A 1,477-nucleotide genomic window follows, 5' to 3' on the forward strand; every position below is an offset into this window, starting at 1 on the left:
TTTAATGAGCCAGCATTCGCTTTAGTGTATTACGATACAGAAACTGAAAATATCTCATTTAAAGGAGAGTGATAATTATGGCATAGAAAGAGAAAAATAGGCACTAGTTGCTATTTTCTTGAAGCGTACAAGACAATGAAATCTATATAATAACTTCATGGCTGAAAAAAACGAATTCCAAATCACTTATAAAATTAGTTTTTGCTTTGGTTTATCTTTTAAAATAAATGATAGCATGGTAAATCGTCTGATTAGACACTATATTTATTCAGTGGTAAACTTATTTTGTAAAAAGATAATTAAGGAGGAAGAAAATGAAAGAAAAATTTGCACACTATATCGTGGACGATGACAAGGAAGCAGGATACAATTTATCTTGGGGATCAATCATCGCAGGAGTCGTCACGTTCTTAGCTCTATTTATTGTATTTTCAAGCATTGGTTCTGCACTAGGACTGGGTATTATAGATTTTACATCCAATAACCCTTTTAGTGGTTTAGGCACAACCGCCATTATATGGGCAGTCGTAACGGCTCTCGTTTCATTCTTTAGTGCTGGTTTTGTTTCTGGCGTGGCTTCGAGACGTTTAGGATTATTACACGGCTTTATCACGTGGGCATCGAACTTAATTGTGTTAGTCGTTTTTGTTTCGATGATTCTTTCTTCCCTTTTATCTCTAGCAGGTAGCGCCAGCAGAGGCGTCGCGAATGTGGCCGGAGATGCGATAGGTGCAGGTGCGGACGCCGCCACAACTGTGGTGACTGAAGGATTTGATTCATTGCAAGAAAATTTGGATATCGATCAAGGAGAGATGGAACAACAAACGGTTGAGATACTTGAAGGGACAGGTATTGAAGAACTGCAACCTGATTACCTTAATGATCAATTAGATGATGCTCGTAAAGATATTCAAGAAGCAGCGCAAGCAGTGATTACAAATCCTGATAATGCCGATCAAATTCTTAGGGATTTAGGTGACCAATTAAGTGCACGAGTAGAAAATGTGAGTCAAGAAGTAGATGAAGAAGCGATTTCTAACTCCATTTCCGAAAATACAGACTTAACTGGACCGGAAGCAGAAGAAGCAGCCGAGAATATTGTGGAGGGAATTGAACAGGCGAATCAAACGGCACAAGAAGGTTTAAATAGCGCAGTAGAAGCTTTAAATCAAGTGCCAGAAGAACTTGATGCTGCTATTCAAGAGTTGCAACAAACGGCAGAAGAAGCTTCAACCGTTAGCGCATGGTCACTCTTTGGATTATTCATTGCTCATATTCTCATGGCGATTGTTTCATCACTTGGTGGCCGTATGGGTGCTAGATTAACGAAACATTCTGCAGAAGAAACACGTGCGTAGACCATAAAATAGAAGTATTGAAATTAAAAGCTAAGAATGTTTTGGTGATGGTGCTAAAGAAGAGGCTGGGACAAAACTACTTTTGCGAAAAAAGTAGTCCCACTTTCGTTTATTTTTAT

General features: G+C 38.7%; 1 protein-coding gene. It reads left to right on the top strand.

Translation table 11 applies throughout. The features are described from left to right. The first annotated feature begins 314 nt into the window (after positions 1-314). Positions 315-1,358, top strand: coding sequence for a hypothetical protein (locus AC973_RS05515; RefSeq protein ID WP_048728326.1), 1,044 nt, complete (start codon positions 315-317; stop codon positions 1,356-1,358). Positions 1,359-1,477: the final 119 nt, after the last annotated feature.

Source organism: Carnobacterium sp. 1290_CSPC (genome assembly GCF_001053265.1).
In the GTDB taxonomy this organism is placed as follows: domain Bacteria; phylum Bacillota; class Bacilli; order Lactobacillales; family Aerococcaceae; genus Aerococcus; species Aerococcus urinaeequi.